The organism is Pseudomonas congelans (genome assembly GCF_900103225.1).
GTDB classification, from domain to species: Bacteria; Pseudomonadota; Gammaproteobacteria; order Pseudomonadales; family Pseudomonadaceae; genus Aquipseudomonas; species Aquipseudomonas congelans.
Genome location: NZ_FNJH01000001.1, coordinates 1,275,923 through 1,302,127 on the forward strand (window position 1 = coordinate 1,275,923; position 26,205 = coordinate 1,302,127).

The 26,205-nt window shown below is 59.3% G+C and carries 24 protein-coding genes, 1 tRNA gene and 1 pseudogene; 13 read left to right on the plus strand and 13 right to left on the minus strand.

Annotated elements, in window-relative coordinates; translation table 11 throughout:
* Nucleotides 1-6 precede the first annotated feature (6 nt).
* From BLR20_RS05105 to BLR20_RS28375, 6 genes and pseudogenes are all read right to left on the minus strand, one after another.
* Nucleotides 7-993: an ABC transporter permease gene (locus BLR20_RS05105; RefSeq protein ID WP_032612815.1), complete on the minus strand. Its 987-nt coding sequence runs from the start codon at nt 991-993 to the stop codon at nt 7-9.
* The gene (locus BLR20_RS05110) at nt 990-1,994 is read right to left on the minus strand and encodes an ABC transporter permease (protein WP_054993915.1); all 1,005 of its coding nucleotides are present in this window, start codon (nt 1,992-1,994) and stop codon (nt 990-992) included. The genes BLR20_RS05105 and BLR20_RS05110 overlap by 4 nt, the downstream gene beginning before the upstream one ends.
* A complete protein-coding gene (locus BLR20_RS05115; RefSeq protein ID WP_054993914.1) occupies nt 1,981-3,552 on the minus strand; it encodes a sugar ABC transporter ATP-binding protein in 1,572 nt (523 codons plus the stop codon). The genes BLR20_RS05110 and BLR20_RS05115 overlap by 14 nt, the downstream gene beginning before the upstream one ends.
* A gap of 15 nt (nt 3,553-3,567) precedes the next feature.
* A complete protein-coding gene (locus BLR20_RS05120) occupies nt 3,568-4,572 on the minus strand; it encodes a sugar ABC transporter substrate-binding protein (RefSeq protein WP_054993913.1) in 1,005 nt (334 codons plus the stop codon).
* Nucleotides 4,573-4,816: 244 nt separating this feature from the next.
* Entirely contained in the window at nt 4,817-5,995 is a 1,179-nt protein-coding gene (locus BLR20_RS05130; protein WP_420875061.1) for a methyl-accepting chemotaxis protein, read from the minus strand.
* Nucleotides 5,969-6,445: pseudogene (locus BLR20_RS28375) on the minus strand (MCP four helix bundle domain-containing protein); the annotation flags it as partial. The pseudogene BLR20_RS28375 and the gene BLR20_RS05130, both read right to left, overlap by 27 nt.
* Nucleotides 6,446-6,651: 206 nt before the next feature.
* Here BLR20_RS28375 and BLR20_RS05135 point away from each other — a divergent pair.
* Nucleotides 6,652-7,080: a VirK family protein gene (locus BLR20_RS05135; protein WP_010440468.1), complete on the plus strand. Its 429-nt coding sequence runs from the start codon at nt 6,652-6,654 to the stop codon at nt 7,078-7,080.
* Between the two features lie 6 nt (nt 7,081-7,086).
* Here the strand turns inward: BLR20_RS05135 and BLR20_RS05140 are convergent, their stop codons facing one another.
* Nucleotides 7,087-7,323 carry a hypothetical protein gene (locus BLR20_RS05140; RefSeq protein WP_235810010.1) on the minus strand — a complete coding sequence of 79 codons (237 nt, stop codon included), beginning with the start codon at nt 7,321-7,323 and terminating at the stop codon, nt 7,087-7,089.
* Nucleotides 7,324-7,695: 372 nt separating this feature from the next.
* Here BLR20_RS05140 and BLR20_RS05145 point away from each other — a divergent pair, with 372 nt between their 5' ends.
* On the plus strand, nt 7,696-8,463 hold the full coding sequence (locus tag BLR20_RS05145) for a C1 family peptidase (protein WP_054993910.1): 768 nt from the start codon (nt 7,696-7,698) through the stop codon (nt 8,461-8,463).
* 5 nt (nt 8,464-8,468) lie between these two features.
* Here BLR20_RS05145 and BLR20_RS05150 read toward each other — a convergent pair whose 3' ends face one another.
* Nucleotides 8,469-9,668 carry a XylR family transcriptional regulator gene (locus BLR20_RS05150; protein WP_054993909.1) on the minus strand — a complete coding sequence of 400 codons (1,200 nt, stop codon included), beginning with the start codon at nt 9,666-9,668 and terminating at the stop codon, nt 8,469-8,471.
* Nucleotides 9,669-9,837: 169 nt separating this feature from the next.
* Between BLR20_RS05150 and xylA the strand changes: the two genes are divergently transcribed.
* The 5 genes from xylA (at nt 9,838) to BLR20_RS05175 (ending at nt 15,658) form a co-directional block, all read left to right on the plus strand.
* On the plus strand, nt 9,838-11,154 hold the full coding sequence (gene xylA / locus BLR20_RS05155; protein WP_054993908.1) for a xylose isomerase: 1,317 nt from the start codon (nt 9,838-9,840) through the stop codon (nt 11,152-11,154).
* A gap of 133 nt (nt 11,155-11,287) precedes the next feature.
* Nucleotides 11,288-12,289, plus strand: coding sequence for a D-xylose ABC transporter substrate-binding protein (gene xylF, locus BLR20_RS05160; RefSeq protein WP_054993907.1), 1,002 nt, complete (start codon nt 11,288-11,290; stop codon nt 12,287-12,289).
* Nucleotides 12,290-12,391: 102 nt separating this feature from the next.
* Complete coding sequence (gene xylG, locus BLR20_RS05165; protein ID WP_010440482.1) at nt 12,392-13,948, plus strand: D-xylose ABC transporter ATP-binding protein; 1,557 nt, start codon at nt 12,392-12,394, stop codon at nt 13,946-13,948.
* Entirely contained in the window at nt 13,949-15,085 is a 1,137-nt protein-coding gene (locus tag BLR20_RS05170; RefSeq protein ID WP_054993906.1) for a sugar ABC transporter permease, read from the plus strand.
* A 114-nt stretch (nt 15,086-15,199) separates the two neighbouring features.
* Nucleotides 15,200-15,658, plus strand: coding sequence for a thiol-disulfide oxidoreductase DCC family protein (locus tag BLR20_RS05175; RefSeq protein WP_054993905.1), 459 nt, complete (start codon nt 15,200-15,202; stop codon nt 15,656-15,658).
* A 92-nt stretch (nt 15,659-15,750) separates the two neighbouring features.
* On the opposite strand, the gene BLR20_RS05180 is transcribed toward BLR20_RS05175, so the two are convergent.
* From BLR20_RS05180 to BLR20_RS05200, 5 genes are all read right to left on the minus strand, one after another.
* A tRNA-Gly gene (locus BLR20_RS05180) sits at nt 15,751-15,826 on the minus strand.
* A 66-nt stretch (nt 15,827-15,892) separates the two neighbouring features.
* Nucleotides 15,893-16,453: a CDP-diacylglycerol--glycerol-3-phosphate 3-phosphatidyltransferase gene (gene pgsA, locus BLR20_RS05185; RefSeq protein ID WP_003410850.1), complete on the minus strand. Its 561-nt coding sequence runs from the start codon at nt 16,451-16,453 to the stop codon at nt 15,893-15,895.
* Between the two features lie 32 nt (nt 16,454-16,485).
* On the minus strand, nt 16,486-18,309 hold the full coding sequence (uvrC, locus tag BLR20_RS05190) for an excinuclease ABC subunit UvrC (RefSeq protein WP_010440494.1): 1,824 nt from the start codon (nt 18,307-18,309) through the stop codon (nt 16,486-16,488).
* Nucleotides 18,310-18,311: 2 nt separating this feature from the next.
* Entirely contained in the window at nt 18,312-18,956 is a 645-nt protein-coding gene (gene gacA, locus BLR20_RS05195) for a response regulator transcription factor GacA (protein ID WP_002553344.1), read from the minus strand.
* A 169-nt stretch (nt 18,957-19,125) separates the two neighbouring features.
* Nucleotides 19,126-19,440: a helix-turn-helix domain-containing protein gene (locus tag BLR20_RS05200; protein ID WP_054993904.1), complete on the minus strand. Its 315-nt coding sequence runs from the start codon at nt 19,438-19,440 to the stop codon at nt 19,126-19,128.
* A 129-nt stretch (nt 19,441-19,569) separates the two neighbouring features.
* Here BLR20_RS05200 and BLR20_RS05205 point away from each other — a divergent pair, with 129 nt between their 5' ends.
* The 6 genes from BLR20_RS05205 (at nt 19,570) to BLR20_RS05230 (ending at nt 26,205) form a co-directional block, all read left to right on the plus strand.
* Entirely contained in the window at nt 19,570-19,803 is a 234-nt protein-coding gene (locus tag BLR20_RS05205) for a DNA-binding protein (RefSeq protein ID WP_032612796.1), read from the plus strand.
* A 766-nt stretch (nt 19,804-20,569) separates the two neighbouring features.
* Nucleotides 20,570-21,652 (plus strand): 3-deoxy-7-phosphoheptulonate synthase, encoded by a 1,083-nt coding sequence (locus BLR20_RS05210; RefSeq protein WP_032612794.1) that lies wholly within the window; start codon nt 20,570-20,572, stop codon nt 21,650-21,652.
* Nucleotides 21,653-21,733: 81 nt separating this feature from the next.
* Nucleotides 21,734-22,015, plus strand: a complete 282-nt coding sequence (locus BLR20_RS05215) for a peptidylprolyl isomerase (protein ID WP_002553340.1) — start codon at nt 21,734-21,736, stop codon at nt 22,013-22,015.
* A 234-nt stretch (nt 22,016-22,249) separates the two neighbouring features.
* Nucleotides 22,250-24,118 (plus strand): extracellular solute-binding protein, encoded by a 1,869-nt coding sequence (locus tag BLR20_RS05220; protein WP_054993903.1) that lies wholly within the window; start codon nt 22,250-22,252, stop codon nt 24,116-24,118.
* Complete coding sequence (locus BLR20_RS05225; protein WP_054993902.1) at nt 24,119-25,183, plus strand: microcin C ABC transporter permease YejB; 1,065 nt, start codon at nt 24,119-24,121, stop codon at nt 25,181-25,183.
* Entirely contained in the window at nt 25,183-26,205 is a 1,023-nt protein-coding gene (locus BLR20_RS05230; protein ID WP_054993901.1) for an ABC transporter permease, read from the plus strand. Before BLR20_RS05225 ends, BLR20_RS05230 begins: the two co-directional genes overlap by 1 nt.

Here is a 26,205-nt window from a genome sequence, read left to right on the forward strand (position 1 = left end):
GAGCACTTACGCCGCGTTACGCAGCAGGTGGCGGCTGGTGAAACTGAACGCCAGCACCAAAAAGATCAGCGCCCCGGTCGCGACCTGCTGCCAATAGAAGTTCCAGCCGATCAGCAACAGGCCATTGGCGATCACGTTGATGAACAGCACACCCAGCAGCGTACCCGGAATATTCGGGCGCCCTTGACGGCTGAGCGTCGTACCGATGAACACGGCACCGATGGCATTGATCAGGTAAGCGTTGCCTGACATCGGCACGTAGGCGTTGACCGTCGAACTGAGCAGGATACCCGCCACCGCACAGGCCAGTGCACTGGCGAAAAACACCTGCACGGCAATGCGTCGCGTGGGCAGGCCCGAGTAATACGCCAGTTGCGGCTGCGTGCCCAGCGCAAGGATTTCGCGGCCCAGACGTCCGCGTGCCAGGACCAGCCCGTAAAGTCCTGCCAGCAACCCGACCACCAGCAGCGGCAAAGGCACGCCCAGGATCAACACGCCGCTGATCCCCGGCAACATGCCCTGAGCGATATAGATCGGCTGGCCACCGTCGGATAACAACTGTTGCACGCTGGTGCCGATAAACAGCGTACCCAGCGTCGCCAGGAACGGCGAAATACGCAGCCCGGCGATCAGCATTGCATTGAACGCCCCGGCGATGCCGCCTGCCAGCAAGGCCACCGCAATGGCTGCGCCCAGACCATGACCACCATTCAGCGTAACTACGAAACCGAGGCTGGCAAAGTCCAGTGCCGTTCCCACCGACAGATCAATACCACCAGCAGCAACAGCCCAGGTCATGCCGATTGCCACGATGGCCAGCAATACGAAGTTGTTCAGCACCAGGCTCGACAGATTGCCCCAACTCAGAAAGCCCGGCGCACTGATCGCGAAAAACAGCAGAATAATCAGCACCAACAGTGGCAGGACCGCTGGCAAAAGGCGCGGCAGAACCTTTACCAGCGTCGAAGAGGTATTCACGGTCAGCGTACTCATTGTTCACCCTCCCGACGGCCGAATGCCCCGGAAAATGCCACCACCAACAGAATCAACACGCCTTGCACGCCGTTGACCCAGAAGCTGGAAATGTTCAGTAATTGAAAGCCGTTGATCAGGAAGCCCAGCAGCAGTGTCGCCAACAGGGTGCCGGGGATGTTGGCGGTCAGACGCCGCGAGAACACCACGCCGAGAAAGGCGATGGCCACCACTGACAGCAACATGTCGCCGGAACCGGTCGTGCTGCCGCTGAAAAACGCTGCGGAGCAGAACGCAGCTGTCGCAGCGCAGCCTCCGGCAATCAGGTAACTGGCAAACACATAGCGCCGCAGATTCAGCCCGGCAGCCTCGGCGGCTTGCGGGTATTCGCCGATGGCGTACAGACGCAGGCCGAACGCGCTGCGCTGAATCAATAGCCATAACACCGCCGCGACACCCAGCAGCACCCAGGCCAGCGCCGGAACACCCAGCCAGACGCCGGACACCAGGCTGTCCAGCAATGCAGAGTCGGTCGCCAGCACAGTGTTCTGGGTCAGTACGAGCTCCAGCCCGGCAATCAGGTTCATGCTCGCCAGCGTCGCCAGTAACGGCGGCAGGCGTAAAAACACCACCGCCAGGCCATTCAACGCGCCGACCAGCAGGCCGCAGCCGAACGTCAGGCCAATCGCTTGCCAGGCATCGAACCCGGCATTGTTCAGGCTGCTGTAGACGGCCGCACACAGACCGAGATTGGCCGCCAGCGACAGGTCCAGGCCGCCGCTGACTACGTTGGAACCACCACCGATGACCACGCAGGTCAGGCCCAGCGCGAGTATGCCGAGCGTTGCTGACTGGGCGAACACGTTGCTGATGTTGCCGATGCTGAGAAAGTTCGGCGCACTGACGGCAAAGCCGAGCAGAATCGCCAGAAACACCAGCAACGAACCGCGCTGCGCCAGTTGCACGAGCCAGCGTTGCGCCGGGTCGCCAGCCTGCGCGACGGATAGATCAAGCTCGGACATAATGGGCCTCCGGAGGGAATGATTGGCTGTCATGGTCGCTTTCACTGGCGCCCGTGGCGCAGGCCAGCAGTTGGTCGCTGTTGGTGCTCAGTGAGTCGAATTCGCCTGCAACGCGCCCTCTGTGCAGGACCACAATGCGTTGGGTGATGCCGATCAGCTCCGGCAAGTCCGACGACAGCACCAGCACCGCCGCGCCGCCCTCGGCAAGCCGGGCAATCAACCGGTAGATCTCCAACTTGGCGCCGATGTCGACGCCCACGCTGGGTTCGTCCAGCAGGTATAACGTCGAATGGCGGCTCAGCCATTTGCCCAGCACAACCTTCTGCTGGTTGCCACCGCTAAGCGCGTGCACCGGCGAATCATGGTCTGAGGTCTTGATTGCAAGTTCATCGATCAGGTGTTGGCTTTCCCCGGCCTGCGCCGCAGCGTCGAGCAATCCCCAGCGACTGAAGCGCTCCAGGCTGGCCAGCGTGATGTTCTCCAGCACCGAAAGCGCCGGTGCCACGCCATGCGTGCGGCGCTCCTCGGGGACCAGCGCGATGCCATGGCGTACCGCATCACGCGGTGATTTCAGGTGCAACGGCTGACCGTTCAAGAGCAATTCGCCGCGATCCGGCTTGAGCAGCCCGAACAGGCTCTTGAGCAGCTCCTTGGCACCCGAGCCGACCAGCCCGGTCAGGCCCAGCACTTCGCCACGCCGCACGCTCAGGTCAACGCCGTCGTAGAAACGCCCTGCCCCCAGCCCGCGCAGTTTAAGCACGGGCGTGCCGGGTTGCGTCTGCGCCCGGAAATATTGCTCGCCTACCTCCCGATTGACCATCAGCCGGGCGATCTGCGCGGTGCTGGTGAGCGCCGGATCGACCACCGCCACATCGCGCCCGTTACGCAGCACGGTGACCTGATCACACAGCGACTCGATTTCCTGCAAGTAGTGGGAAATGTAGACAATGGTCAGCCCTTCATCGCGCAGGCGGCGGACGATGTCCAGCAAGCGGTCCACTTCCTGTTTGACCAGTGACACACTCGGCTCGTCGAACACTAGCACCTTCGGCCTGGCCAGCAGCGCGCGAGTTATCTGCAAGATCTGCCGCTGGGCGCTGTCCAGATCGCGTACCAGGGCCCCAGCGGGCAGGCGCATGGCAAAGTAATCGTTCAGAAGCCTTGCCGCTTCGCGCTCCTGGGCGCGACGATCGACGAAAGGGCCACGCTTGATTTCCTGCCCGAAAAACAGTGCCTCGCCGACGCTGAAGCTGCCCGGCAGCAGTCGCTCCTGATGAATGAAATGCACGCCTGCGGCTTCGACTTGGCGCGGCGTGAAACTGTCGAACGGCTGGCCATGAATACTCAAACGGCCGGCGTCGGCACGATGAATACCGGCGAGGACCTTGATCAGGGTCGACTTGCCCGCCCCGTTTTCACCCACCAGCCCGTGAATCGTTCCGGCCTCGACCCGCAGGTTGACGCCGTCCAGCGCCTGGGTAGCCCCAAAGCGCTTGCTGATGCCTCTCAAGTGCAAGGCCGGTGGTACCGCTGCAACGTCTGCAATCGCTGATCCCATGATCGATCTCCCGCGTCAATTATCGCCTCTGAGCTTCTGCACGTCCGGCAGGTTGGCGGCCGTCGTCAGTAAGGTGGGCACCTGGGTCTCCTTCGGCAGATCGTGCTGTCCGGCCAGATAGCGGGCGACGTTCTGCACCGCGGTCTTGCCGATCAATGCAGGTTGCTGGGCAACCACGGCACCCACCGGCGAATCTTCGCGGCGCATCAGCTCGAGCACTTCCGGCGTACCGTCGACGCCGTAGGTCTTGATTTCGGTTCTGCCGGCATCGATCAGCGCCTTGCTGGCGCCCAGCTGCGGGATGTCCCAGGCGGCCCAGATCGCCGAAACACTGCCTTTGGGGTACTTGTTGAGCAACGCCGAGACTTGCGAGTAGGCGTCCTGGACCGTATTGGGAATGACATCGCGCAACTCTGGCTCGATGATTTTCAGCTCTGGATGATCCTTGAGCGCCAACTTGAGCTGGTCGTAACGAATGGCGCAGACCGGTACGCCATAAAATCCGTTGAACACCAGCACGTTACCCTGGCCACCTGCGTCCTTGATCAGTTGCCCGGCCAGTGCCTTGCCAGTAGCAACGTTGTCGGACGTGGTGTTGTTGAGGCTGTATTGCGAGGGCGCGTCGATGGTGAACAGTGGAATCCCCGCGTTGCTGATGCGCTTGAGCCAAGGGTCGATAACGCTGAGGGTGCCGAGGGTCTGGATCACCGCATCCGGCTTTTGCGTGACCACGGTCTGCAATTGATTGACCAGGTTCTTGTCGTTGCGACCGGCATCGAGCGTGATGGGTGTGCCGCCCAGGCGCTTGACCTCATCCACCTGCGCCTGGAAGCCCTTGATATCGAAGTAGTGACTGGTGCCAGTCATGCTGATCGCAATGCGTTTACCGGCCAGCGAAGGCACATCGCTGTCCTCGGCATACGCGGTTGCGACGAGGCTGGTGGCCAACAGGGTCAGCACCAGAGTGCGCCCTATTGCATGCAGGCGGTTGGTCTTGGGGGTCGGGACGGCATCAGGCATTCGGGTGGCTCCGCTGGCTCAGGAAAACAATCCTGATCAGCAGTGCACAGGTCATGCCCAAAGCCTTGTAGTGCGCCTGGCGATAGCCCGACGCCCGGCGGCAGGCGGTTTCAAGCTGTTGAGCCAGATGGCGGTTGTGCGCAGTAACCTGGCTTTGCCGGCTAAAACGCCGGACACTTTGTCGATTCACTGTTGCCCGTACAACAGCGAATCGATGCGGTAACGGGCCTGCTATCGGCCCGTGTTATCTGAGCTTGAACTGCCCCAGGGTGGTCGTCAGGTCACTCGCCAGCTCGGCCAGTGACTGGCTGGCACTGCCGGTCTGGCTGGTGCGCACCGCCGATTGTGCCGACAAATCACGGATGCGCACCAGGTTGCGGTCCACTTCCCGCGCAACCAGCGCTTGTTCTTCGGAGGCGCTGGCGATCACCGTATTGCGCTCATCGATAACCATGACCGAGCTGGCGATGCTGGCCAGCACAGCGTTGGCCGACTCGGCCTGTTGTTTGGTGCGCTGCGCCTGGTCGGTACTGACTTCAAGCGCGACCAGGGTACTTTTGGTGCCCTGCTGGATGTGCCCGACCATGGTTTCGATCTCGCGAGTCGATTCGCTGGTGCGGTGGGCCAGCGCGCGCACCTCGTCGGCGACCACGGCAAACCCCCGTCCGGCTTCGCCCGCGCGTGCCGCTTCGATGGCAGCGTTGAGGGCCAGCAGGTTGGTTTGCTCGGACACCGCGCGAATAACATCCAGAACCTTGGTGATATCCAGCGTGCGGGTGGCCAGCGCCTGCGCCTCGACCGATGCCGTGCCAACATTTCGGGTCAGCTCAAGGATCGATTGGACGGTTTGATTGAGCTCTTCCTGACCTTCGCGGGCCGACACCGAAGAGGCTTTGGATTCTACCGAGGTGGCCACCGCATTACGCGCCACTTCATCGACCGCCTGGCTCATCTCGGTGACCGCAGTTGCCGCCATTTCGATTTCGCTGTTCTGCACCACCAGATCGGCGTTGCTGTTGACCATCAAGGCGCTCATTTCTTCCGTGGCCGACGCCAACTGGTGAGCGGCATCGCCCACCTGACTCAGGGTCTGGCTCAAATTGCCGCGCATGCGCTCCATCGATTGCAGCAACAGGGCCGCTTCATCAGTGCCCTCACGGTTGATTGCGCTGGGACGCAGGTCGCCTGCGGCAATGGTTTCCGAGCTGTGCAGCGCCTGACTGATCGGTACTGCCAGACTTTTCGTCAGACGCCAGGCAAGCAATACGGTCAGCAACACCGTCAGAAACATCACCGCCTGAGTGACGACCACGGCGTTTTCATACACCGAGGTCGCTGCAGCGCTGGATTCGGCTTCGGAGTCATCATTGATCTTTTCCAGCTTGCCTAGGGCTGCTTCGATACTTTCCGCCATGGCCTTCATCTCGCCCCAGACGATCGCCCTTCCGGCCTCCGCCTGATTTTCGTTGATCAGCGTATAGACCTTCTCGGCACGGTCGATGTAGCCCTTATAAGTGCTCTTCAGACCCTCGACGAGTGCGCGCTCTTCATCCTCGGTGATGAGCGGGTCATAGGCCTCTACGGCCTTTTGGAACCCGGCCTTCTTTTCAAGGAGCTCGGTGTGAGCCATAGCCACTTGCGCAAGGTCATGCGTGGCTAGCATTTTGGCCACGGTAGTGCGGGTTTTCTCGACCGCCAGGGAAATATCGTCACCCAGCGCAATCCCGGGAAGGGCATCGTTTTCGATTTCAAGCGATTGCTCACGAATACCGTGCAATTGCTGAATGCTGAAAATACCAAGCCCGAACACCAGCACCACCATCAACGCAAAGCAGGCGGAGGTCCGCGCGGCTATTTTCAGCTGTCTCAGCATCTTCAATCCCCTTCCCGTGACCGGTAAATAAAATTATCTCCGTCATTCCTATCGGCAGAACGGGAAAAAGTATGAAGATGCTCTAGAGAGGTGCCACTGCTATCGTGGGCCCACCTGAATCGAAGCTTATGGTAGGTTTCGCGACGCTCGATAATCGCGAGATGGACGGGTCTTTTCCCCCTTCAGACTGACTTCCTGGAGCTGCCATGAAACCTTGCTACGCCGCTGCATTACTTGCTTTTTCACTGCCTGGCCTCGCTCACGCAGGCGACGCGCTACCCACCTACTCCGCCATCACCCAGGCATTGAACACCGGAGAGTCGGTCGCCGTGGTGATCGACCTGGGACAATGCAAATCCTCGATCGCAGGGGCCGAGCCGTCCAAAACCAAAGGCGGCAAACGCATCGATGCCTACCGCATCACCCCCGACGGCACGCTGGCGTTTTCGGACACCCACTTCAGCCTTGATCGCGATAACAAACCTATCGAGCAATTCATTCGCTATCAGATACGCTCGAACGGCACCGCCACATTCAGCATGACCACGCTGAATGTTCCTGGTTATCAGCAGGTGGGCAGTCCGGTGAGTTATGACTGTGCGGTCGGCAAAGGATTGAGTTTTTTTACCAGCTAGTAAGGGTCACATCGTAACCAAATGCACCAGATGGATATCCGGCGTGGGCGACAGACCATCCTCACGCCCTTGAAAGTAACGCTCGAACTGCTTGTCGGGAGACAACATTTCGAGCACTTCAAATCCGCGTGAACTGGCGACTTCGACAAAATGATCGGGACGAATCTGGGCAATCAGTTCTTCACCGCCCCGCGCCTTAAATTTCCCCACGGCATCATAGGTCGACCATTCAGACTCAGGCATGCAACTCCTTGGTACCTTGATATCAATGACCCGTTGGGTACCACGTCCAAACCCGCTGCCCATTGTGGCAAGCATTTCAACAAGCGTACTTTGCGCGATGTAATAGCTTAGGCCCAATAATGACGGAGCTTTCATATAACCTGTATGTCGCCGGCCTGGCATATGTAATAAGAAGTGTAAGTCCATTCCCATAAGGCTATGTAACAAAGTGACTCACACGGCTATTACTCAACTAACACTACCAGCCAAATGAGCCTGCCTGGTCAACTCATAGCACACTATGTACTAAACAAAGTTTAATCCGCGCCTATCGAAAACCTGTTTACATGAGCGACATCAATTTTCTGACCGTTCCTTACAAGGAGATACGAAATGACCTATACCGTCAAACAGTATGGATGGATTCGCGATCTGCCTGATCATCGCGATCATCTGTATGCGGCCCCGCCCACCACACTGGCGGCGCTTCCACACAAGGTTGATCTGCGCCCCCATTGCCCGCCTGTGTACGATCAGGGCCAACTGGGTAGTTGTACCGCAAACGGTATTGCCGGAGCGATTCAGTTTGATCGCATGAAGCAAAAGTTGACGCCCGCGTTCGAACCCTCGCGGTTGTTTATCTATTACAACGAACGGGTTATCGAGCATACCGTCGATTCTGACAGCGGCGCCATGATCCGGCACGGCATTAAAAGTGTTGCGAAGCAAGGTGATTGCCCTGAAAAAGAGTGGCCTTATGATATTGAGAAGTTCACTGTCAAACCTCCGGCTGCCTGCTACAAGGACGCAAGAAAATACAAGGCAGTGTCTTACCAGAAAGTTGCGCAAAACCTCAATCAGATGAAAGGCTGCCTAGCGGCAGGTTATCCGTTTGTCATTGGTTTTTCCGTCTACGAGAGCTTTGAAAGCAAGAAAGTTGCTCAGACCGGGCATGCCCCGGTGCCGGGTCCTCATGAAAAAATGCTGGGAGGGCACTGCGTATTGGCAGTGGGCTACAACGATGCCCATCAGCATTTCATCTTGCGCAACTCATGGGGCGCCAGTTGGGGCATGGAAGGCTACTTCACCCTGCCCTACAGTTATCTGCTGGATGAAAATCTGTCCAACGACTTCTGGACGATAAGGGTCTTGGCTGCCTGACCTTGTCAGGCACTTGGGTATTGCACTGCCGCATTGACATCCTGCTGGTACTCCCGCGGCGTGCAGCCGAACTCGCGACGAAACACGGTGTGCAGGTATTGCGCAGACCGAAAACCGCAATCGCGGGCGATCTCGGCAATGGCCAGCCCGGTGTTTTCCAGTCCGTTTGCAGCGGCGGCCAGTTTGAAGCGCAGGATCTCGTCGTGCACGCTGCAGCCCCTTACGCGGCGAAAATGCGATTCCAGTGATGAGCGCGAAACGCCCACATAGGCGGCTACCTGTGCAGTCTTGATGCCCTGACACGCGTACTGCCGGATAAACAGCAGCGCCTGCATCACATAAGGGTCACCCAAGGGCTGATGCAGGCTCGAAGCCTGCACGTTGACAGTGTCCGGCGGTATCAGAATGTGTGTACCCGAAGACGGCATGCCGTGCAGCATCTGGTGCAGCAGCCGTGCGGCGGTGCGGCCCATTGTGTCGGTGCCTTGAACGACCGAACTGAGCGGCACGCGAGTGAGGGTCTTGGTCAACGGATCATTGTCGATACCGATCAGTGCCACCTGTTCGGGAACAGCAATTCCGGCGGTCAGGCAGGCCTGCAGTAGCTGACGAGCGCGGGCGTCGGTCACGGCGATGATGCCGATCGGTTTGGGCAGGCTTTGCAGCCAGGCGATCTGCTGTTCTACGGCGCTGTCCCAGAGCGGTGCGCTGGTGCCCAGGCCACGATAGACCTCGGCGTGCAGGCCATCGCGTTGCAGCAAGCGGCGAAAGGCCTGCTCGCGCTCCTGCGCCCAGCGATTGGCCTGTGCTTCAGGCAGGCTGAAGCAGGCAAAGCGCGTCAGCCCGGCCTCGATCAGGTGCTCGTAGGCTGCCTTGATCAAGGCGTGATTGTCAGTCGCCACATAAGGAATGCCCTTCGGGTAGGCACGCTCATCCTGATAGGAGCCACCGACTGCCACCACCGGCAGTTTGATCCCGGCCAATGCCTCGCCGATCAGCGGGTCATCGAAATCGGCAATGATCCCGTCCCCCTGCCAGCGCTCGATGCCTTTCAGGCGACAGAGGAAATCCTCCTCCAGGAACAGGTCCCAGGACACCCGGGTGCTGCTGAGATAGTTGCCGATGCCGCTGATGATGCCGCGGTCATAGATCTTGCTGCCGTTGAACAACAGCGCGATACGGTGAACGGGAGGTACGGTCTTCATTGTTTTTATGCCGATTCGATAAGCACGACGCCGTGGGCCACAGACTAGGCCGCTGACCGGCGAATCTCAACACTCAAAATCGCACTGTGCGTTGACGATTTTCATAATCAGCGCACGCAGGGCCGTTGCTAGTATCCAGACACCGCCAAGAACAATAAGGAAAACGCCCATGCTGTACTTCCCCGACGTCGACAGGGTTCGCTATGAAGGCCCTGACAGCGACTCGCCCCTCGCCTTTCGCCACTATGACGCCGACAAGCTGGTCCTCGGCAAACCCATGCGTGAGCACTTGCGCATGGCGGCCTGCTATTGGCACACCTTCGTATGGCCGGGCGCCGACATGTTCGGTGTCGGCACCTTCAAGCGCCCCTGGCAAGGTTCCGGTGACCCCATGGAACTGGCCATCGGCAAGGCCGAAGCGGCGTTCGAGTTCTTCTCCAAGCTCGGCATCGATTACTACAGCTTCCACGACACCGATGTGGCACCGGAAGGCGCCTCACTGAAAGAATATCGCCACAACTTCGCGCACATGGTCGATCATCTGGAGCGCCATCAGGAACAGAGCGGCATAAAGCTGCTGTGGGGTACGGCCAACTGCTTCAGCAACCCACGCTTCGCCGCAGGCGCTGCCAGCAACCCGGACCCGGAAGTCTTTGCCTACGCCGCTACCCAGGTGTTCAGCGCGATGAATGCCACCCAGCGTCTCAAAGGCTCCAACTACGTGTTGTGGGGCGGTCGTGAAGGCTACGAAACCCTGCTCAATACGGACCTCAGGCGTGAACGCGAACAGCTCGGGCGCTTCATGCGCATGGTGGTCGAACACAAGCACAAGATCGGTTTCAAGGGCGATCTGTTGATCGAGCCCAAGCCACAGGAGCCGACCAAGCATCAGTACGATTACGACAGCGCCACGGTGTTCGGTTTTCTGCAGCAGTACGGCCTGGAAAACGAGATCAAGGTCAATATCGAGGCCAACCACGCCACACTGGCCGGGCACAGCTTCCACCACGAAATCGCCACGGCGGTCTCGCTGGGGATTTTCGGCAGCATCGACGCCAACCGTGGCGACCCACAGAATGGCTGGGACACGGACCAGTTCCCCAACAGCGTCGAGGAGATGACGCTCGCCACCTACGAGATCCTCAAGGCTGGCGGCTTCACCAATGGCGGTTTCAATTTCGACTCGAAAGTGCGTCGCCAGAGCCTCGACGATATCGATCTGTTCCACGGCCACGTCGCCGCGATGGACGTCCTCGCCCTGGCGCTGGAACGTGCCGCCGCCATGGTGCAGAACGATAAACTCCAGCACTTCAAGGATCAGCGCTACGCCGGCTGGCAGCAGCCTTTCGGGCAATCGGTACTGGCAGGCGAATTCAGCCTTGCGTCGCTCGCCGAACACGCCTTCGCCAACGAACTGAACCCGCAGGCTGTCAGTGGTCGCCAGGAACTGCTCGAAGGCGTGGTCAACCGCTTTATCTACGCCTGACAGGCTTGGCTGGACGTCGCCGTGACATTCAGGCGACAAATCTTCATACGCGACGTCCGGCAACGCTCTACAGTTCTATCGGTATCACCCTCAGTCAAGAAGTGTCTCAAACAACAATAAAAGGACGCACCCTATGAACACCCTGAAACGTACGCTGCTCGCCAGCGCGCTGGCCTTGCTGTCCCTGCCGGTGATGGCTGACTCTGCGCATCCGAAAATAGGTTTTTCCATTGATGACCTGCGTCTGGAACGCTGGTCACGCGACCGTGATTACTTCGTTGCGGCGGCGGAAAAGCTCGACGCCAAGGTCTTCGTGCAATCGGCGGATGCCAATGAGCAGAAACAGATCTCGCAGATAGAAAACCTTATCTCGCGCGGCGTCGATGTAATCGTCATCGTGCCGTTCAACGCCACCGTGCTGACCAACGCTGTTGCCGAAGCCAAGAAGGCCGGGATCAAGGTGGTGTCTTATGACAGGCTGATCCTCAATGCCGATATCGATGCGTACATTTCCTTCGATAATGAAAAAGTCGGCGAGATGCAGGCCAACGGCGTGCTGAAAGCAGCGCCCAAGGGCAATTACTTCCTGCTGGGCGGCGCGCCCACCGACAACAACGCCAAGATTCTGCGCGAAGGCCAGATGAAGGCGCTGCAACCGGCTATCGACAGAGGTGATATCAAGATTGTCGGCCAGCAGTGGGTAAAGGAGTGGAACCCTACCGAAGCGCTGAGCATTGTCGAAAACGCCCTGACCCGTAATAGCAACAAGATTGATGGCATCGTCGCCTCCAACGACGCCACTGCCGGGGGCGCGATTCAGGCCCTCGCCGCACAGAAACTGGCCGGTAAAGTCCCTATCTCGGGTCAGGATGCGGACCTCGCGGCGGTCAAGCGGGTCATTGATGGCACTCAGACCATGACGGTCTACAAGCCGCTGAAACTGATTGCCACGGAAGCCGCCAAGCTCTCTGTGCAACTGGCACGCAACCAGAAACCCGATTTCAGCTCGCAATACGACAATGGCAGCAAGAAAGTCGACACCATCCTGCTGACGCCTACAGCGTTGACCAAGGACAACATCGACCTGCTGGAAAAAGACGGGTTCTATACCAAGACACAGATTGACGGGCAATGAGCCTCGATCGTTGATACGTCGCTAAAAGCCAGAGCACGATCCTGCGGTCAAGCAGGGTCGCCGCTCAGGCCAAGCCATCACACCTTCGTAGAGCCCTGCGCCATGTCTGACTACCTGTTGCAAATGAACGGCATCGTCAAATCCTTTGGCGGTGTGAAAGCGCTCAACGGCATCGATATCACGGTGAGGCCCGGTGAATGCGTCGGCCTGTGCGGCGAGAACGGCGCGGGCAAGTCCACATTGATGAAGGTCCTGTCGGCGGTCTATCCCTACGGCACCTGGGATGGCGAGATCCTGTGGGACGGCCAACCGCTCAAGGCACAATCGATCAGCGAAACGGAAGCGGCCGGGATCGTCATCATCCATCAGGAACTGACGCTGGTCCCTGACCTGTCGGTGGCCGAAAACATCTTCATGGGCCACGAGCTGACGCTCCCCGGCGGGCGCATGAATTATCCGGCCATGATCCACCGCGCCGAGTCGCTGATGCGTGAACTCAAGGTGCCTGACATGAACGTGGCGCTGCCGGTTTCCCAGTATGGCGGCGGCTACCAGCAACTGGTGGAAATCGCCAAGGCATTGAACAAAAAGGCGCGCCTGTTGATTCTCGACGAGCCCTCCTCGGCCCTGACCCGTTCCGAAATCGAGGTGCTGCTGGACATCATTCGTGGCCTGAAGGCCAAGGGGGTCGCGTGCGTGTACATCTCGCACAAGCTCGATGAAGTGGCCGCCGTGTGCGACACCATTTCAGTCATCCGCGACGGCAAACATATCGCAACCACCGCAATGGCGGACATGGACATTCCGCAGATCATCACCCAGATGGTCGGGCGCGAAATGAGCAACCTCTACCCCACCGAGCCGCATGACGTCGGCGAGGTGCTTTTCGAAGCGCGGCATATCACCTGCTACGACGTCGATAACCCCAGGCGCAAGCGGGTCGACGACGTATCGTTCGTCCTCAGACGCGGGGAAATCCTCGGCATCGCCGGGCTGGTGGGCGCGGGCCGTACCGAGCTGGTATCCGCCCTGTTCGGCGCCTACCCCGGTCGATACACCGGTGAAGTGTGGCTCGATGGCCAGATGATCGACACGCGCACGCCGCTCAAATCGATCCGCGCCGGCTTGTGCATGGTCCCTGAAGACCGCAAGCGCCAGGGCATCATTCCGGACCTGGGCGTCGGCCAGAACATCACCCTCGCGGTTCTCGACAGCTACTCGAACATGACCCGCATCGACGCTGAAGCCGAGTTGGGCAGTATTGACCGGGAAATCTCGCGCATGCACCTCAAGACGGCCAGCCCGTTCTTGCCGATCACCAGCCTGTCCGGCGGCAATCAGCAGAAAGCCGTGCTGGCGAAGATGCTGCTCACCCGCCCACGCGTTCTGATTCTCGACGAGCCCACTCGCGGCGTCGATGTCGGTGCCAAGTACGAGATCTACAAGCTGATGGGCGCGCTGGCAGCCGAGGGCGTGTCGATCATCATGGTGTCTTCGGAACTGGCCGAAGTGCTGGGCGTGTCCGACCGTGTACTGGTGATTGGCGACGGCCAGTTGCGCGGCGACTTCATCAACCATGACCTGACTCAGGAACAAGTGCTCGCCGCTGCACTCAGCCAACCCGATGCCCCTCACAATAATGCCCGGAAGACCGCGTAGATGAACCAGGTCAAACAGTTCTTCACCCGCTATAAAATGCTCGCGCTGGTGATTGCCATCGCCGTTATCTGGCTGTTCTTCAGTTGGCAGACCGAGGGCGGCTTCCTCACCCCGCGCAATTTGTCCAACCTGCTGCGACAGATGTCCATTACCGGGATTCTGGCCTGCGGCATGGTGCTGGTGATCATCAGCGGCGAGATTGACCTGTCGGTAGGCTCATTGCTCGGTCTGCTCGGTGGCCTGGCGGCGATTCTGGATGTGGTTTACCACGTCCCGCTACTGGCAAACCTGAGTGTGGTGGCACTATGCGGCCTGATGATCGGCCTGGCCAACGGCTACATGACCGCCTACCTGCGGATCCCCTCGTTCATCGTCGGGCTGGGTGGCATGCTGGCGTTTCGCGGCGTTCTACTGGGGATCACCGGCGGCACGACAATCGCTCCGGTGTCGCCGTCGCTGGTCTATATCGGCCAGGGTTACCTGCCGCACGCGGTCGGCACCGGGCTCGGCATTCTGCTGCTGGCGCTGACGCTGTTCCTGACCTGGAAACAACGACGCAACCGAGCCCTGCACGGGCTGGCGGCACATTCGCTGATTCGTGATGGGTTGCGTGTGTTGTTGATCGGTGCAGTGCTGGGCGGCTTTGTCTATGTGCTCAACAGCTACGACGGAATCCCCGTTCCGGTGTTGCTGTTGCTGGTCCTGCTCGGCGTGTTCAGTTACGTCACCAGCCAGACGGTATTCGGACGCCGCGTCTACGCCGTCGGCAGCAACATGGAGGCCACGCGCCTGTCCGGCATCAATGTACAGGCCGTGAAGCTATGGATCTTCGGCATCATGGGCGTGATGTGCGCGTTCGCCGGGCTGGTCAACACCGCACGCCTGGCCGCTGGTTCACCCTCGGCAGGCAACATGGGCGAACTCGACGCCATCGCCGCATGCTTCATCGGCGGCACGTCCATGCGCGGTGGTTCGGGGACTGTCTACGGTGCCCTGCTTGGCGCGCTGGTCATCACCAGTCTCGACAACGGCATGTCGATGCTCGACGTCGACAGTTACTGGCAGATGATCGTCAAGGGCGGGATTCTGGTATTGGCCGTGTGGGTGGACGTGAGTACGCGTGCTGGGCGGCGGTGATCGTGGAACGGATCAGCATTACTCGAAAACCAGAGCCCGGACGAATACCGACGCCCATTGTCAGCACGGCCTTTTGAGCATAAGGTGTAAAAAACCTATACAAGACTATTAACGATGTACAAGAAAGTTGAATGGCCGCTGACGCTTTACTTTGACGGTGACTGCCCGCTCTGCGCTCGAGAAGTCAGAACTCTGCGCGCGCATGCGACGCCTGAGCGGCTTTTGTTCGTGGATATCCGTGACGACGCCTTTGACGCCACTTCTCTTGGATTCACACTTGAGGATATGGAGTCGCTACTGCACGCCAGATTCAGCGATGGCACGTGGGTCAAGGGCCTGGACGCGACACTCTGGAGTTGGCGAGCGGCCGGCCTGGGTGCGTGGGTCGCGCCTTTGTCATGGCGATTCATGAGGCCAGTGTTCAACTTGGGCTACCGGCTTTTTTGCCGCTCGCGGCCTTACCTTGCCTGGCTCCCCCACCCTGACGGCAGCCGCCGTTGCAGTGGCGACAGCTGTGCGGTCCCGGACGCAAAACCTGCGTCGGACAAGCGGACTTCCACTACAGAAAAGTAAACAGGGAATGCATACCGCAGAAACGAAAAAAGACGCCTAGGCGTCTTTTTTTGCTGATTCAGTGAGCCTCGAGGGTTCAGTGAATCAATATCTGGAGCGGGAAACGAGACTCGAACTCGCGACCCCGACCTTGGCAAGGTCGTGCTCTACCAACTGAGCTATTCCCGCATTGTCTTGATGACGGGCGCTATTCTAGCGGTTCAAATAGCGGCGTCAAGCCTTTGATTCAAAAACTTATTTTTTTTCTGCAGTCGTCCTGAGGTGCGGCCATGCGGCCCTCAGGTATTGCACCATGGACCAGAGTGTCAGCCCCGCAGCGATAAGCAGCAGCGCGTAGCCAAGAATGACCCAAACGGTGATGGCCGGCGGGTTGCCGAGCAGAATGACCAGCGCGAGCATCTGCGCCGCCGTCTTCCATTTACCCATGTTGGAAACGGCAACCTGCGCACGCGCGCCGATTTCCGCCATCCATTCGCGGAGCGCAGAGATTACGATTTCACGGCCGATGATCACTGCTGCGGGCAGCGTCAGCCATAGATTGGCATGCGCCTGAACCAGCAGCACCAATGCCACGGCCACCATCAGTTTGTCTGCTACCGGATCGAGAAAGGCGCCAAAGGGCGTGCTCTGTTCAAGACGGCGGGCCAGATACCCGTCGAGCCAGTCGGTCGCCGCAGCGAACGCAAAGACTGCACTGGCCGCCATGTAGCTCCAGTGATAAGGCATGTAGAACAACAAAATGAAGATCGGAATCAGTAAAACGCGTAGTACGGTGATCAGATTAGGGATATTCATCGGCACAACTGGCTACGAGGTGAGCGGGCATTCTACTCGCTGTGCAGGTTTGCATAAATCGACTCTGCCAGCTTTTTACTGATTCCGGGTGCTTTTGCTATTTCATCGATGCTGGCACGGGACAATTCCTGTAATCCGCCGAAATGTTTGAGCAGGTCACGACGCCGGGTCGGCCCGACACCCGCCACGCCCTCAAGGGTCGATGTGCGCCGGGTCTTGCCCCGGCGGGCACGGTGGCCGGTGATTGCGAAACGGTGCGCCTCGTCGCGAATCTGCTGGATAAGGTGCAGGGCCGGCGAGTCGCCGGGCAGCGTGAATTCATGTGCTGAGTCGTTCAGGTACAAGGTCTCGAAACCAGCCTTGCGCGTGGTGCCCTTGGCAACACCGAGCAGGATGAGGTCAGGCACCTGTAATTCATTGAGCACGTCGCGCGCCATGGACATCTGCCCCTTGCCGCCGTCCACCAGCAGCACATCCGGCAACTTGCCCTCCCCGGCCTTGATGCGGCTGTAACGCCGGGTCAACGCCTGGTGCATGGCGGCATAGTCGTCGCCCGCAGTCACACCTTCGATATTGAAACGCCGGTAATCGGACTTGATCGGGCCCTCGGGGCCGAACACCACGCAGGACGCGACGGTCGCCTCACCACTGGAGTGGCTGATGTCATAGCATTCCAGGCGCATCGGCGGGTCTTCGAGACCCAGCACTTTGGCCAGCGCCTCGAACCGCGACGCAACATGCTGACGGTTGGCCAGCCGCGCGGTCAGTGCCTGCTCGGCATTGGTGACCGCCATTTGCTGCCAGCGCGCCCGAGTGCCGCGCACGCGATGACTGATGACCATCTCGACGCCGCGCAGCTCTTCGATGGCGTCGACGAACGCAGGGAAATCGTCGTTGATGACATTGACGATGACTTCGCCGGGCAGCTCACGGTCGATGCCGCCGAGGAAATACTGTGCCAGGAATGCCGACATCACTTCGCCGACCTCCTCTTCTATGCCCACCTGCGGGAAGAAGTTCTTGCTGCCCAGAACTCGCCCGCCGCGCACGCTGATCAGATGCACACAGGCACCGCCGGGGTTGACGAACGCGGCGACCACATCCACATCGCCGGTGCCGCCGTCCATGCTTTGCTGATCCTGGACGCGACGCAACAAGGCGACCTGGTCACGTAACTCGGCTGCGCGTTCGAAATCGAGCGCCATCGCGGCTTTTTCCATAGAGGCGTTCAGCTCGTCGCTCAGGGCATTGCTGCGCCCTTCGAGGAACATCACCGAGTGACGCACGTCTTCGGCATACACCTCAGGCTCGACCAGTCCGACACACGGCCCCTTGCAGCGTTTGATCTGATATTGCAGGCAAGGACGCGTGCGGTTCTTGAAATAGCTGTCCTCGCACTGCCGCACCTGGAAAGTCTTCTGCAGCAGGCTGAGGCTCTCGCGAATCGCGCCCGCACTCGGGTAAGGCCCGAAATAGCGACCCTTGGCCTTCTTGGTGCCACGATGAATGCTCAGCCGCGGAAACGCGTTATCGGACAGAAATACGTAGGGATAGGACTTATCGTCACGCAAGAGAATGTTGTACGGGGGCCGCCACTCCTTGATGAGGGTCTGCTCCAGTAACAGCGCTTCGGTTTCGTTGCCCGTGATGGTGGTTTCAATCTGGGCGATACGCGACACCAGCGCTCCGGTCTTGGGCGCGTGTCCGGTCTTGCGGAAGTAGCTGGCCAGCCGCTTCTTGAGGTTCTTGGCCTTGCCGACGTAAAGCAGTGTGGCTTCGGCGTCGAACATACGGTAGACGCCGGGGCGACCGCTACAGGTCGCGAGAAATGCACTTGGATCAAATGTCTGGGTCATGTTCAGGCGCTGGCATCAACCATGCCGTGACGTACAGCGAGCAAAGCCAGTTCAACATCACTGCTGATCGAGAGCTTTTCAAAGATACGGTATCGGTAGGTATTAACAGTTTTCGGTGAAAGGCACAGCTTGTCCGAGATGGTCTGGACTTTCTGGCAGCCGACAATCATCAGGGCAATCTGGATCTCGCGCTCGGACAGCAGGTCGAACGGCGAATTGTTGACCTGCGGCTGAAACGACTTCAATGCCAGTTGCTGGGCAATCTGCGGGCTGATGTAACGCTGACCGGCAAACACCAGGCGAATGGCCTGGACCATTTCAGCAAGCCCGGCACCTTTGGTCATGTAGCCGGCAGCGCCAGCCTGCAGCAAACGGGTCGGGAAAGGATCTTCTTCACAGACGGTGACAGCGACGACCTTGATATCAGGGTGGCTGCGCAGCATCTTGCGCGTCGCTTCCAGCCCGCCGATGCCCGGCATCTTGACGTCCATCAGTACGACGTCGGGCTTGAGCTCGCGCGCTTTTTTCAGGGATTCCTCGCCGGAATCGGCCTGCCCGACAACCTGCAGACCATCAATGTCGGCCAGCATGCGTGTGATGCCTGTCCGGACAAGATCATGGTCATCGACAACTAGCACCTTAATCAAGCAGACACCTCGCGCAACGGTCATAACGAATGCCAATCACCATAACAAAAACAACGAGGCAGACCTAGCACTGCGAGCACCGTCTCACATCAATATGATGGCAAGCGCATCAGGGAGGGCTGTCAAATTCCCGATAGAACGGCAGAGCTGTGTGCGTCCCGGTCTTGTATCAGTTGCCCGAAGGAAGCTTTGCGGTCCCCGATGATGGCGCGGAGAGCTCTGCAATGGTAGTTGTCAGGCGCCTGATAGCGTCCTGATCTTCCTTGCCCAGCACCCGATAACTGCCCAGGATCTTTTCTTCGATGAGACTGAGATTGTCGATCGGCATCGGCGTTCGCGTCCCCGTCAACACATAAAGCACGTCGACGCCTTTGGCCGCAACCGCCGCCAGGTAGTCGGCTTTCGGCGCGCGATCACCGTTTTCGTACTTGCCCTGGGCGTTAGCCTCGACCCCCCCTATTTCACCGAAGGTACGCTGAGACATCCTCAGGCGCTCTCTTTCTTTTCTCAGCCGGCAACCGATTCCACTCATTTGAACCTATGATCCTTTTGAAGCCATCCTAACGAATGTTAGAATCCCACGGAATTGAATAGATTTGAACGGTTTTGAACTATGCCCGGAATACGCACCGCCGCACAAGCCAAGGCCTGGCTGGATCAACAGGGCAAATCTGTTCAGGAGTTCGCTCGTGAAAACAGCATTGATCCAGCGACCACTTACCAGGTACTGGCAGGACGCAAGAAAGGAAGGCGCGGTGAAGCGCATAAGGTAGCTGTATTGCTGGGCATGAAGATCGGGACGATCCCGAACACGGACACCCGGCATGAAGAAGCACGTGAAGAGTAGCCGGTTATTACCTGGCGACTTAATACATGGTGACAACGCATCCCGGACAAAACGCCAAAGCCGTTGCCTGACTTCAGGTATACAGGGTTGCGGGCAAAATAGCCCGCCCGGATACCGCATGCCATCAACCGTTGAGCGGTTCGCTGTCGCCACAGAAAATCCACCTGCCTGAATCCGCAGAAATCGATAATCCCGCTGATTGAATTTTCCAATTGAAGGCGCCTCCTTTCCTGAAGTAAGCTTGCGCTCAATCCACGGAGACCCACCATGCTGCAATCCACTTCACTGCTACTCGACGCTGCTACCGGCATTGCTTGCCGTGCACGTGCCGTGGCTGTGCAGACTGCCTCGGTGAGCGCATCCGTTGACTCCTATTATGGGTATTGGTTTAGCCACTGGCGCGCCTGATACCCATCCGGCGCCCACATCAAGGGGACGCCAACCAGAGAATTCTCTAACCCCCCGGTCGGCTTCCCGACCGGGGGTTTTGTTTTTTCAGGGCCACGCATTTTCAACGGTCTGTTCAAGAACAGCCGTAAACAATCAACCTGCATCGCATCGAGGATCACGACATGAACTACGCCACTTATTACCGCAACGACATCGATTTTGCCTGGCGATTTAGCCACCTCCGTTCGGGACAGCCTGCCGCCTCCGTTCGGTCACTTCCAGGTGGCAACCACATCCCCCCGGCTCTAAAAGCCCTTTGTCGAACACCCCAGTAGGGTCTGCGCGGGAGCATCCCGCCAGCCCAGGAAGCCAGCACATGAATTCGTCCGTTGCCGTAAACCCGTCCGACCTGTCCAGCCACGCCGTCAAGCTGGCAGACAACAGCCACGCCTCGAAACGCCTGCCAGGTACTCTGGAATTGAAGATGCGTCTGCCCCTCGACGCAGCGCTCGCCGAACAGGTTGCCGCCCATCGCCGCGCTGTACGCGCCATCCTTGAAGGCGAAGACTCACGACTGCTGGTCATCGTCGGCCCCTGCTCGATCCACGACCCTCGATCTGCGCTTGAATACGCTGAACGACTGGCCGGCCTCGCCGCGCAAGTCAGTGATCAGATGCTGCTGGTGATGCGCGCCTACGTCGAAAAACCGCGCACGACGGTGGGCTGGAAAGGTCTGGCTTACGATCCGCGCCTTGACGGCAGTGACGACATGGCCGAGGGCCTGACGCTGTCGCGGCAATTGATGCTGGACATGCTGGGCCTGGGTCTGCCGATCGCCACCGAGATACTGCAACCGATGGCAGCCGGCTACTTCGACGACCTGCTCAGTTGGGTCGCGATTGGCGCTCGGACCACCGAATCGCAGATCCATCGGGAAATGGCCAGCGGCCTGCCCATGGCCGTCGGCTTCAAGAACGGTACTGACGGTGGCGTGACGGTGGCCAGCGACGCGATGCGTTCGGCTGCACATCCGCATCGCCATTTCGGCATGGACCGTCATGGCCACCCGGCGATTATCGAGACACAAGGCAATCCGGATACGCACATTGTGCTGCGCGGCGGTCACGGCGGCCCCAATTACGATCGCCAGAATGTGGCCAAGGTGCAGGCGAGCCTGAGCAAGAACAATGTCGCATCGCGAATCATGGTTGATTGCAGCCACGCCAACAGTGGCAAGGATCCGCTGCGTCAGCCAGGTGTGTTCGAGGATGTGCTGGAACAGCGCTTGTCAGGCAATACCTCGCTGATCGGCATGATGATCGAGAGCCACCTGTTCGACGGCTGCCAGGCATTGGGGGAAACGCTGCAGTACGGCGTTTCGGTCACCGACGGCTGCCTTGGCTGGGAAGGCACCGAACAACTGCTGCGTCGCGCGGTTGACCGTCTGCGTTACAGATAAACAGAGCGACGGAACTTTGTCGGGAAATACCGCACTGAATCCGGTAGGCTGTTTCTTTTTTTTCACAGGAGATTATTCCCCATGGCTAAAGCCACTGCCCGCCACATCCTTGTTTCGAGCGAAGAAAAATGCAACGAACTCAAGGCTCAGATCGAAGGCGGCGCTGATTTCGCAGAAATCGCCAAGGCCAATTCCAGCTGCCCGTCGAGCCGTCAAGGCGGTGACCTGGGTTCGTTCGGTCCAGGCCAGATGGTCAAGGAATTCGACACTGTCGTATTCAGCGCTCCGGTGAACACCGTTCAGGGTCCGGTAAAGACCCAGTTCGGCTATCACCTGCTGGAAGTGACCAGCCGTCAGGACTGATCCTGCCGCGCCGGGTGCCAGACGGCTCATCTTCGGATGGGCCGTTTTTGTATGTACTGTTTTCAACGACACAGTGACCCGGCATGCGCGCAGTGGCTTGGCGACGCAGCCATTTGTCTGTAGAAGATAGCGCCATGCAGAGTCATGAGCTCTGTGATGATTTTTGTCACCGCTGCACAGCCAGTCGCCTTTAACCCTGGCATTCGCTTGCGAACGTCAGTCAGGATTCGAGTCATGCGTTTTGTTTTTTCATCGTTGCTCGCCTTGACGCTGACCTTCGTTGGCGCTGCCCAGTCGCTGTCCGCAGCCCCGCAACACGCCCTGACCGTTTACGGCGAAGCTGCGCGCTATACCGCCGATTTCAAGCACTTCGATTACGTGAACCCGGACGCGCCCAAGGGCGGCAGCATGCGACGCTCGGCCATCGAGATCGGTCAGTTCGACCACCTGATGCCCTTCACCGACAAGGGCATGGGCGTTTCGCAGATCAACGGCATGCTCTACGCCCCCCTGGCCACGCGCTCGATGGATGAGCCGTACACTGTCTACGGGCTTGTCGCCGAGAAAATGGAGCGTGGCGCAGATGGCCTCTCCCTGCGCTTTTACCTGAACCCGAAAGCACGTTTCGCAGACGGCACGCCGATTACCGCCAGTGACGTGAAGTACACCTACGAGCTGCTGATGACGCAGGGCAACCTGCAATACCGGACCCAGTTTGAAGCGGTCAAGGGCGTGGAGGTCGAATCCCCTTCGCAGATCCGCTTCGACTTCAAGCACAGCGATAACCGCACCCTGCCCCTCGACCTGGCTTCGCTGCCGGTATTCCCCGAGCACTGGTGGAAAACCCGTGACTTTGCCAGCGGTGCCGGCTTTGAAATTCCACCAGGTAGCGGGCCCTACCGGATCAGCCATGTAGACCCGGGCCGCACCGTCACCTTCGAGCGCGATCCGGACTGGTGGGGCAAGGACCTGCCGGTCAGCAAAGGCCTGTATAACTTCGACAGGTTCAGCATCGAGTACTTCGGCGACATCGATGTCGCACGTACGGTACTCAAAGGCGGCGCCTATGATTACAACCGCGAGTTTTCGGCCACTGGCTATTCAATCCGTTATGACGGCCCGGCACTCAGCGACGGGCGCCTGCAGAAAGCCCAACTGGCCAGAGGCGCGGTGCAAAGCTCGCAGGGTTTCGTCTTCAACCTGAGCCGCCCCATGTTCCAGAACCGCCGCGTGCGCCAGGCGCTGTCGCTGCTCTGGGATTTTGAATGGACCAACCGGCAGATGATGCGCAACATGTACATTCGCCAGAACAGCTTCTTCTCCAACTCGGAGCTGGCCGCCAGCGAACTGCCCAATCCTGCCGAACTGAAAATCCTCGAGCCACTGCGTGGCAAGGTTCCCGATGAGGTGTTCGACAGCGTGTTCGAGACACCTAAAACCGATGGCACCGGCTTGATTCGCGACAAGCAACTGCAAGCGCTGGCGCTCATGAAGGAAGCAGGCTGGACGCCAAAGGGCGATGAGCTGGTGAATGCCCAGGGCGACCCCTTCAGCTTTACCTTTCTCAATGCACAGAACGGTTTCGAGCGAATGCTGCTGCCCTACAAGCGCACCCTGGCGCAGATCGGCATCCACTTCGACATTCGCCGCATCGATGCCGCGCAATACCTCAACCGCGTCATGGCCCGCGACTACGACATGATCGTCACCGGCTACCCGGTCTCGACCTCTCCCGGCGCCGAGCTGTACAGCAGTTTTGGCTCAAAGGTGGCGATGGATCCTGGCTCGAGCAATTACATGGCGCTTCAAGACCCCGCCGTCGACACGCTGATTGCCGGCCTGCTCAAGGCCGACAACAAGCAGACCATGACCGACTATGCACACTGCCTGGACCGGGTCCTGCAATGGAACTACTACTGGATTCCCAACTATTATCCGCCAGGCTCTTCAACCGTCTGGTGGAACCGTTTCGGCATCCCGAAAATTCAGGCCAGTAATAATGAAGCCATCGAAACATGGTGGGAAATCAGCCCGACACCGCTGACCAACGAGCAATTCGCTGAAAAACGCGGCGCTTCAGCCATCGTTTCGGAGATGCAGTGAATGCTCGGTTATATTCTGCGTCGCCTGCTGCTGATCATCCCTACCCTGCTGTGCATTCTGCTGGTCAACTTTTTCATCGTGCAGGCCGCACCGGGTGGACCTGTGGAACAGGCCATTGCACGTCTGCAAGGGATTGGCGGTGCGACTGTGGGCGCAGGTGCCAGCGAGTCCGCCGGGGCCGGTCACTCCAAGGCCTCCCGGGGGCTGGACCCGGCACTGATCAAGCAGATCGAACACCAATACGGTTTCGACAAACCAATGCACGAACGTCTCTGGCTGATGCTGAAGAATTACGCACGACTGGATTTCGGCAGCAGCTTCTTCCGCGGCGCAACGGTGACCGACCTCATTCTGCAGAAAATGCCGGTGTCGATATCGCTGGGGCTCTGGGCGACATTGCTGACGTACCTGGTGTCGATCCCGCTGGGGATTCGCAAAGCAGTCAAACACGGCAGCCAGTTCGATATCTGGAGCAGCACCGCCATCATCATCGGTTACGCCATGCCAGCCTTCCTGTTCGCCATGCTGCTGGTGGTGGTGTTCTGTGGCGGCACGTCGCTGAACTGGTTTCCGGTGCGCGGACTGGTCTCGGACAACTTCGAGCAACTGACCACGGTCGGCAAGATCGCTGACTATTTCTGGCACCTGGCGCTGCCGGTTTCGGCGCTGGTGATCGGGGGTTTTGCCACGCTGACCCTGCTGACCAAACACTCCTTTCTCAACGAAATCACCCGCCAGTACGTGACCACGGCACGCGCCAAGGGCATGAGCGAGCGACGTGTGCTGTATGGCCATGTGTTCCGCAATGCCATGTTGCTGGTGGTGTCGGGCATTCCGCAGGCGTTCATCAGCGTGTTCTTTGCCGGTTCGCTGCTGATCGAGGTGATCTTCTCGCTGGATGGCCTGGGCCGCATGAGCTATGAAGCCGCCGTGTCGCGAGACTATCCGGTGGTGTTCGGTTCGCTGTTCATCTTTACCGTGTTCGGCCTGCTGATAAAGCTGATCGGCGATATCTGCTACACGCTGGTCGACCCCAGAATCGACTTCAGCGCGAGGAATGCATGATGCGCAGCCTTTCGCCGCTGGCCCGCCGTCGTCTGGAGCGCTTTCGCAGCAATCGCCGCGGCTGGTGGTCGCTATGGCTGTTCTGCGGACTGTTTGCCCTGACACTGGGTGGCGAACTGATCGCCAATGACAAACCACTGTTGGTCAGCTATCAGCACTCACTGTATTTTCCGGTGTTCAGGCGTTATACCGAGCAGCAATTCGGCGGCGAGCTGCCCTTCCAGCCCGATTACCGCAGTGACTACGTGCGCACGCTGATCAGCAAAGGGGACGGCTGGATGCTGTTCCCGCCCATCCCGTTCAGTGACGACACGCCCAACTATGATCTGACCACCCCGGCGCCCAGCCCGCCGTCTGCAGAAAACTGGCTCGGCACCGACGACCAGGCGCGCGACGTCATGGCGCGGGTGATCTTCGGCGCCCGGGTGTCGGTCCTGTTCGCGCTGGCACTGACCTTCATCAGCGCGTTGATCGGCATCAGCGCCGGGGCGTTGCAGGGCTATTACGGCGGCTGGGTCGACTTGTTCGGGCAGCGTTTGCTGGAGGTCTGGTCGGGCCTGCCGGTGCTGTACCTGCTGATCATCCTGTCAGGCTTCGTCGAACCCGATTTCTGGTGGCTGCTGGGCATCATGGCGTTGTTTTCCTGGCTGACCCTGGTCGACGTGGTGCGCGCCGAGTTTCTGCGCGGCCGCAACCTTGAGTACGTCAAGGCCGCTCGGGCGCTCGGTCTGGGGGATCGAAAAGTGATCATGCGCCACATCCTGCCCAACGCGATGAATGCGACATTGAGCTACCTGCCGTTCATTCTTACCGGCGCCATATCGACCCTCACCGCGCTGGACTTTCTGGGCTTCGGCATGCCTGCCGGCAGCGCGTCGCTGGGCGAACTGATCGCCCAAGGCAAGCAGAACCTGCAAGCGCCCTGGCTGGGGCTGACGGCGTTCTTTGCCCTCGCGTTGATCCTGACGCTGCTGGTATTCATAGGCGAGGCGCTGCGTGATGCCTTCGACCCGAGGTCCTGA